Source organism: Glutamicibacter sp. BW80 (assembly GCF_002332385.1).
Taxonomy (GTDB): Bacteria; Actinomycetota; Actinomycetes; order Actinomycetales; family Micrococcaceae; genus Glutamicibacter.
In genome coordinates this window covers 1-7,259 of record NZ_NRGV01000018.1, presented here as the reverse complement: position 1 = coordinate 7,259, position 7,259 = coordinate 1, and the positions used below count along the sequence as shown (strand labels likewise).

7 protein-coding genes are annotated in these 7,259 nt (G+C 52.6%); 3 read left to right on the top strand and 4 right to left on the bottom strand.

All coding sequences use genetic code 11. The annotated features are described in order from the left end of the window. Positions 1-305: 305 nt before the first annotated feature. From CIK76_RS05575 to CIK76_RS05560, 4 genes are read right to left on the bottom strand one after another with little or no spacing between them, the layout of a single operon-like run. A complete protein-coding gene (locus CIK76_RS05575) occupies positions 306-1,628 on the bottom strand; it encodes an MFS transporter (RefSeq protein WP_096284286.1) in 1,323 nt (440 codons plus the stop codon). A gap of 5 nt (positions 1,629-1,633) precedes the next feature. Beyond that, a complete protein-coding gene (gene dgoD / locus CIK76_RS05570; protein WP_096284284.1) occupies positions 1,634-2,782 on the bottom strand; it encodes a galactonate dehydratase in 1,149 nt (382 codons plus the stop codon). Beyond that, complete coding sequence (locus tag CIK76_RS05565; RefSeq protein ID WP_255248359.1) at positions 2,779-3,423, bottom strand: 2-dehydro-3-deoxy-6-phosphogalactonate aldolase; 645 nt, start codon at positions 3,421-3,423, stop codon at positions 2,779-2,781. Before CIK76_RS05565 ends, dgoD begins: the two co-directional genes overlap by 4 nt. 41 nt (positions 3,424-3,464) lie before the next feature. After that, complete coding sequence (locus CIK76_RS05560; protein WP_176484104.1) at positions 3,465-4,448, bottom strand: 2-dehydro-3-deoxygalactonokinase; 984 nt, start codon at positions 4,446-4,448, stop codon at positions 3,465-3,467. A gap of 159 nt (positions 4,449-4,607) precedes the next feature. Here CIK76_RS05560 and CIK76_RS05555 point away from each other — a divergent pair, with 159 nt between their 5' ends. The 3 genes from CIK76_RS05555 to CIK76_RS05545 form a co-directional block, all read left to right on the top strand. Beyond that, positions 4,608-5,396, top strand: coding sequence for an IclR family transcriptional regulator (locus CIK76_RS05555; protein WP_096254414.1), 789 nt, complete (start codon positions 4,608-4,610; stop codon positions 5,394-5,396). Positions 5,397-5,739: 343 nt separating this feature from the next. Further along, positions 5,740-6,726, top strand: coding sequence for a winged helix-turn-helix domain-containing protein (locus tag CIK76_RS05550; protein WP_176484103.1), 987 nt, complete (start codon positions 5,740-5,742; stop codon positions 6,724-6,726). After that, a partial coding sequence (locus CIK76_RS05545; protein WP_141393482.1) for an AAA family ATPase occupies positions 6,696-7,259 on the top strand: 564 nt, incomplete at its 3' end. The genes CIK76_RS05550 and CIK76_RS05545, both read left to right, overlap by 31 nt.

The following is a 7,259-nucleotide window of genomic DNA, read 5'->3' as shown; positions in this document are numbered from 1 at the left end:
TAACGGCCACCGGGAATCCTGGTTATCGGATTTCGGCGGCTGTCAGAGACTTCATGAAAAATCTGGGCTAGTTGCCTGATGGAATCACCAGTGAACTGGCAACATAATTTTCAGACGGTTCAACAAGCCTCTCCAGAATGCGAAGGAAGTCAGTAACGCTTCTCGTTCAAAATTCCGGCTCATAGAAACATTCCATCCAGAAAATGCAGGCTCTTTCTCGATAACACTATGTTTGTCATGCAAAAGTCAGGTCCGATTCCGTATGAAACGGCTCCGGACCTGACCTCACTACAAGCTAGATCACTTTAGCTTTCTACGCGCTGAACCTTACCCACGAGGAAGACGTATGCCAGAATTCCTGCGGCAGCCACAACTGTCATGTAGATGAAAGCTGGACCAAAGTCTGTGGCTGACACCAGCAAACCAATCACAATTGGGGTGGCAATCGAAGACAAGTTACCGATGAAGTTAAACATGCCTCCGGTCAAACCGATCAGGTGCGATGGCGCCATGGCGGATACCAATGACCATGTAATCGATGCCAAACCATTTCCGAAGAAGGCAATGGACATAAACATGATGACCATTGCTGTGCTATCGGTAAAAATCGCGCCAATCATGCTCATCGAGAGCAGCAGGCCAACGATGATTGGCAGCTTACGCGAAGTGCCTAGGCTTGCGCCACGCTTGAGCATCAGATCCGAAAGCACGCCACTGATCAGGACGCCGACCAGCGCAGCAACAAAAGGAAGCGACGCCAAGAAGCCAGTCTTGATGTAGTCCATCTGACGGTACGTCACTAGGTATGTCGGGAACCAAGTGAGGAAGAACCAAAGGGTTGAGGTCAGACAGAACTGACCAATATAGATTCCCCACAATTTGCGACGTCCCAACACCAAAGCAAAGTCTGCCTTGCTCAGTTTTGGCTTGACCTCTTTGGTCTTGGCGCTGCCAAGGTCAACAAGTCCGCCACCTTCGCGGATATAATCCACTTCGGCAGCATTGACTCGCTTCGAATCGACCGGGTTGCGATAGACGAAGTACCAGACCAGGCCCCACACCACGCCTACTCCACCGGTAACTACGAAGACCCAGTGCCAAGTCAATGCGTGCTGCAACCACAGTAGAACTGGAGTCAGCAGTGCCAGTCCAATGAACTGGCCCGAGGTGTAGAAACCGATAGCCGATGCGCGTTCACGCTCTGGGAACCAGGCGGTCACTACCTTGTTGTTGATTGGGTAAGCCGGCGCTTCAAATCCGCCCACCGCCATGCGCAAGACAATCAGTGCGACAAAGCTGCCGGCCAAACCCATGAAGATGGTCGCTATGGACCACAGCACCAAACAAATTGGGTACAGCAGTCGTGGCTGAACTCGGTCGACTAGCCAACCGCCGGGTAACTGCATTGCAGCGTAGGTCCAGCCAAACGCGGAGAGCAACAGGCCCTGTTGTGCGGTATCTAAACCAAATTCGTCGGCAATGAGCGGGGCCGCCACCGAAAGGTTTGAACGATCCATGTAGTTGATAACCACGGTAAGGAACAACATGAGCGCTACGACGTAGCGCATTTTTGTGGCTTTGCCATTTCCCTTAGAGGCGGGAGCTGACAACGCTGTCGACTGTGACATATGGTTTACCATTCTGCGAAGGACCCATCTTTGTGACGCCAAATTGGATTGCGCCAGCGGTGTCCTTCCGCTGCGCGTTCAATGACGTATTCTTCGTTGACGTCAATGCCCAGACCCGGGCCTTCCGGGATGGCGACCATGCCATCTTCGTAGGCAAAGACCGACGGGTCATTGACGTAGTCAAGGAGGTCGTTGGACTCGTTGTAATGAATACCCAGAGACTGCTCTTGGATGAATGCGTTATAGGCACCGGCATCAATCTGCAGGTTTGCAGCCAAAGCGATTGGACCAAGTGGGCAGTGCAGCGCAACGGCAACGTCATAGGCTTCCGCCATGGACGCAATCTTTCGCGCTTCGGTGATGCCGCCGCAGTGCGAAGGGTCCGGCTGAATGATGTCCACAGCTCCGCTGGCCAAGACATCTTTGAAATCCCAACGGGAGAAGAGGCGCTCACCCAGAGCAATCGGCGTACTGGAGTTACGTAGCGGTTCCAGCATTGATCCGATATTTTCGCTGAGCACCGGTTCTTCGATGAACATCAGCTTGTACTGCTCAAGCTCACGCAGCAGTACCTTCGCCATGGGCTTGTGAACACGACCATGGAAATCGACACCGATACCCACGGTCTCACCAACAGCGTCCCGAACGGCTTGGACGTTCTCCAAGCAGCCTTGGACCTTATCCCACGTGTCTATGTACTGTAGTTCTTCTGTTCCGTTCATTTTGACGGCAGTAAATCCTCGGTCGACCGCGGATTTCGCAGCAGCTGCAGTATCCGAGGGACGGTCCCCACCAATCCACGAATACACCCGAATCTTGTCGCGGACCTTGCCACCGAGCAACTCGTACGCAGGAACACCGAGCGCTTTGCCTTTAATATCCCAGAGTGCCTGGTCGATTCCGGCGAGTGCGCTCATCATGATCCCGCCACCGCGGTAGAAACCACCGCGGTACATGACGGTCCACAGATCTTCAATGTTCCGAGGATCCTGACCGATGAGATAATCCGATAATTCATCCACAGCGGCCGCTACCGTTGCTGCTCGACCTTCCAAAACAGGTTCGCCCCAGCCGACGATTCCTTCGTCAGTTTCAATCTTCAAGAACAGCCAACGTGGCGGCACCATATAGGTGGTCAGTTTTGTGATTTTCATGCAGACTTCCTCATCTCATGGATCGTTCGGTAGGCGTCGACAAGCTTGTCTGCCCGTTTTTTTAGATCGTCTAAGCTTCGACCTGCTTTATAGAGGGAAGAACCAATACCAAATCCAGTAGCTCCTGCTTCGGCCCACTCAAACATGTTCTCTTCCGAGATACCGCCGACCGGGAGAAGCCGGATATTTTGGGGAATTACAGAAGTCCAAGCCTTGAACCCCGCTAACCCAACTTGCTCGGCTGGGAAAATCTTGACGTTTTTGGCACCTGCTTCAATCGCATCAAACGCATTGCTAGGCGTCGCAGCTCCCGGGAACGAATCCATACCTAGTGCTACGGTTTCTTTGATCACGTTGATGTTCGTGCTGGGAGAAACAATAATCTGCGAACCCGCTGCATGACAGGAGCGAACCTGTTCGACGGAGAGTACAGTACCTGCTCCTACGACGGCGTCGGCTGGCAGGGTACTGCGCAAAATTTCAATACTACGTAGTGGTTGCGGGGAATTCAGCGGCACCTCTAGCGCCCGGAAACCGCTCGCGTAAAGGCTTTCGCCCACGGCTTGTGCTTCCGCAGGGTTCATACCGCGCAAGATGGCAACAAGTCCGGATGGATGCAATGGAGCGAGGGTATCAATCACGACATTGTCCTTTCTGTTGGATCGTTTTTAAATTTCGAAATCTAAACTGATGAGGCCTGCAGCAACCCCACAGTGGAGGCCACCGACCAGAGGCCCCTTGCGGCCGTGCCCTGAAGTTCTCGAACTCGCTGGACATCAAATAACGCAAGAGCACGCGCATAGCGTTTGTTGAGCTCTTGGTTACCGCAAATTGTCAGTGCGGGAACTTCTCGGTCTTTCCATCGCTCAATAACCGAACGAATTTCAGATCCGATCATCAGACCTGACAAGTAATCGCTGACTTCAGTTCTCTCCAACCTCCCGGTGAGCACCAATGTGCGTGCGGAGAATGCCGTCAGCATGACGTCAACCGAACCGATAGATGACCGCGAGACTCGAACGCCACGATCAAACGCGTTCCAGTTCTCATCTGTCGCTGGATCCATCAGTTTAGACAAAATCGAATGCTTACTGAGTAATGCGAAAGTCTCACCGGTCATCGAAGTTGAAAAATCAATGATCGTTTGTCCCTTTACTCGCACCCACTTCGAATGAGTGCCTGGGAGTAAAAAGAGCTGTTCATCCTCTGAATCGCTTTGCTCAGTGTCAAGATCCAAAGCACCGAGTATTTGCGTCTCTTCGCCACGCATCACGTCCGGCAGTTCTTTTGAATCCAAGACCCCAGGGATGACATGCAAACGTTGTCCATGGCCAACCTCGACGGTGGCCAATTCAAGGTTCTGTGTGGATAGATCTGCAGGCGCCGGGCGATATGCTGCTTCGATCCATCCCTGTCGGCTCCCAACCATGCCGCAGGCAATGATTGGCGTTAAAGGAAGGGTTTCCGACCAATCACCACATAACTCTTCAAATGCAGCACCGAAGGCTACTTCGAGCACCAACGACTTCTCTTCGGCATTTCGGTTCACCTGCATGATCCCAAGGGGTTTGCTTCGTTCGGCCAGGATTTCACCGCCACGTCCCATTAGATAGGCGCGAGCAGATGTGGTCCCCCAGTCCAAAGCAATTAACTGGGCTTCGGCCATGTTTGTCATGTCTCCTGATTTGTTCTCGCGGGTCTTACTAGCTTGCTGGAATGTGCTCCCATTCACATGTGAATATTGTCCGACTCGTCCCAATAGTTCAAAGAGCGTTGCATATAGTGGGATGAAGTGAATTATTTTCCTACACGGGAGGAATCCCCAATGTCAGTAGAAGTTGAAGAAAGTGCTCCTGAACACCCGCCTGCCGGCACGCTGACACTTGCGCGTGGACTCGACATACTGAGAGCTGTCGGAAAGGGTGCGACCACCCTCAATGAAGTCGCAGCGTCTGCCAATATTGGAAAAAGTGCAGCTCAGAGAATGGTGAAGTTACTGGTCCAAAGAGGGTTTCTTCGCAGCAGCCACGGTACCGATTTCAGCCTGGGACCGGCTCTAATCGAGCTGGGCTTCCATGCGCTATATCAGAGTCCCGTTCCAGTGATAGCGAAACCGATCTTAGAAGAGCTCGCCCGCAAGTATCAAGACACCGTGCACCTTGCAGTCGAAGACGAAGCCCAGGTGCTTTACGTTGATAAAGTACCAGGAACCCGCGGTGCACAGATGCGATCTAGAGTAGGTCAACGTATGCCCCTGAGTCGCACTGGTATCGGCAAAGCGTTGCTACTTGACAGCCCAGAACGTTGGGAAAAAACTTTCGACTCAGAATCCCCTGTGCAACAGTCATCTACCCAGACGAAAGAGGGATTTCTTAGTCGCATGAAAATTTATGCCGAAGAAGGTACGGCGCTGGATTTGGAAGACAATGAGCCAGGCATCAGATGCGTGGCCGCACCGATTCGTGATGGTAGCGGAAAAGTCATCGCTGCAATAAGCATGTCTGCGACAAATCCCTACATGCCTGATGAACGAATGAAGGCATTGAAAGGAGTTATGGGTGCCACCGCCGCCCAAATTTCCCGAAAACTTGGATACTCAGGAACGACGTTCTGAGCTGAGATTCGTTTTGCGATTATTCGCTTCAAGGCCTTCGCTAATACGACATGAAGGGCTACTTCCACTCTGTGAAATTACGTCATTTAACGGCGTCTGACTGTGGGCTCCTACTCACACTCCATCCTCGAAGATTAATTGGTTCTTGGGCCGACAGACAGAAGCGAATTCCAGTATCGATTCAACGAACACTGTCGCTGTGCGGGTTCTTTTCTATCTCTTCTCCATGTAGCTCGTCGAGCGCTTCGAATACATTCCGGCATTCGGTCAGTGTCGGAGAGTGTACTCCACAGTTCCGTCGGTGCCCCAGCGTAATCTGCTAGTAAAGAACAAGGAGCTCACTGTGCCTACAACTGATAACAACGCGAAACGGGTCCAACTCGTCCTCAAACAACTGGCGGCCAGCCCCAATGGGCGCGCTAAGGCATACGGTCCTAATTCGCTCGCTTCTGAAGTGTTCGACCTGGTACCTGCAGAAGGCGTCGAAGCCGAGACAAAATCCGACGGAAAGTCCCGTGGCGAAACGGAGCTCATGTGGTCCTCCGTCGACCTGGTGAAGGCCGGCTGGATCGAAAAAGACGGCACCGGACTGTGGAGTATCACCGATTCAGGGCGGTGTGCTCTCGAAGAGCACGAAAGTGCCACGGAGCTAGTGGCGGAAGCGCGCCATCTCTATCAGGAATGGGACGCGCTGAGAAACGAAGATAAAGATGAGCAGCTTCGCACAATCATTGTTGCCACTAGCAAGGAGGAAGAAGCCGTTCGCAGTGCCGCCCAGCTTTTCGTGGATCGAGGACTGAAAAACGGTGAGTCCGCCTTCGCCCCAGGTCGTGAGGTTTGGTCGCGCGGCCCCGTTGACGAGTTACGTGCAGTCTTTGTGGATAAACCGGACTTCGGGTCGGGAGACTTCGTCAATAAGCTCAAAGGACAGATGGCTCTGGTCTCGGATGACGCGCGGCTGTTAATGGCCGAACTTGTCTGTTGGCAGCTCCTCCCGATGGGCTCGAAAACCATCGGCGAGAGAAAGAAAACCGAGCGTGTGCAAACGCTCCTAGGGTATATGGACCACCCTGTGCAGATACCTGTCGAAGTTTCCAAGGCGTTCAAATCTGGTAGCTTCAATCCCGGCACAGCAATGAACCAAAACCTTTATGATGCTCTTGTTCTTATCATCAGCTTGCTGAACGACTGGTGCAACAAGTCGAGCGAGGAGAAAGGGACACTACTTGAAAATGCTTGGGCCTGGCGTGGCTTAGTTCAAGGCTTGCCAGGAAAAAGTTTCCAACCCAACGGCATTCATTGGTCTACCTCGTTCACCCGCTCCAGATAACATCCGTCGTTTCTCTTGATTACAGGGAAGCCATCCGCGCGGCATTCATCGGCGAGATCGGCGAAAGCACCGGGGACCTCGACCATGATCTGCTCTCTATTGTGCTTCAACTTCAGGTCAAATCGGGTGAGGCAGTCAATTTCCATATACCTCCCTATGCCGAAGCATGGAAAGGCGGCCAAAATACGGAGCTAGTTGCTGATGATGAAGAGGAAAAGAACCTAGACCAGACAACGACCGCTCAAAACCGGGAACATAGTCAAGGAGCAACACGCTCGTTCCCTCCAGCCACACAAGCCCTAGCCGAGTCCGTATTCATGGACTCGACATGGCTCCAAAAGCAGTTGAACCTCATTGAACGCCGTCGTCAGATCATCCTTTTCGGCCCTCCTGGCACAGGTAAGACGTTTCTCGCCTTAAAACTCGCTGCGCATATCGCTGGCAATGACAGCTACACGGAGATCGTGCAGTTCCATCCAAGCTACTCTTACGAAGATTTCTTTCAGGGCTACCGTGAGCTGGTCAAGTTTCTG

Bases quoted from the DNA above. Each gene is read 5' to 3' on its own strand.
- CIK76_RS05555 (WP_096254414.1), top strand. From the start codon at position 4,608: ATGTCAGTAGAAGTTGAAGAAAGTGCTCCTGAACACCCGCCTGCCGGC.
- CIK76_RS05560 (WP_176484104.1), bottom strand. From the start codon at position 4,448: ATGGCCGAAGCCCAGTTAATTGCTTTGGACTGGGGGACCACATCTGCT.
- CIK76_RS05575 (WP_096284286.1), bottom strand. From the start codon at position 1,628: ATGTCACAGTCGACAGCGTTGTCAGCTCCCGCCTCTAAGGGAAATGGC.
- dgoD (WP_096284284.1), bottom strand. From the start codon at position 2,782: ATGAAAATCACAAAACTGACCACCTATATGGTGCCGCCACGTTGGCTG.